We start from the raw sequence: 520 nt of genomic DNA, 5'->3' as shown, positions 1-520 counted from the left end.
CGTCTACATCGTGGACGATGCTGGCGATGTGGTGACGGAGTTGGCCGGTGAAGGCAGCGACGAGGTGCGCACCAGCCTTTCCAGCTACGCCCTTTCGGCCAATGTGGAAACGCTCAGCTACACCGGCACCGGCAACTTCACCGGGGTGGGCAATGCCTTGGACAACCTGATCCAGGGCGGCGCGGGCAATGACACGCTGTCAGGCGGTGTGGGCAACGACACGCTGGTGGGTGGTCTCGGGAACGACGTCTACATCGTGGACGATGCTGGCGATGCGGTGACGGAGCTGGCTGGTGAAGGCAGCGACGAGGTGCGCACCAGCCTTTCCAGCTACGGCTTGTCGGCCAATGTGGAGACGCTCACCTACACCGGCACCGGCAACTTCACCGGTGTGGGCAATGCCTTGGACAACCTGATCCGGGGCGGCGCGGGCAATGACACGCTGTCAGGCGGCGCTGGCAATGACGCGCTGTTGGGTGGTCTAGGCAACGACGTCTACACCGTGGATGATGCTGGCGAC

1 protein-coding gene is annotated in these 520 nt (G+C 63.8%); it reads left to right on the top strand.

Annotation, left to right across the window (positions count from 1 at the left end):
* A partial coding sequence (locus EJ903_RS27880) for a calcium-binding protein (RefSeq protein WP_281274773.1) occupies positions 1 to 520 on the top strand: 520 nt, incomplete at both ends.

Origin of the sequence: Azospirillum griseum (assembly GCF_003966125.1) — a bacterium.
In the GTDB taxonomy this organism is placed as follows: domain Bacteria; phylum Pseudomonadota; class Alphaproteobacteria; order Azospirillales; family Azospirillaceae; genus Azospirillum; species Azospirillum griseum.
This window is presented reverse-complemented; position numbering and strand designations above follow the sequence as displayed.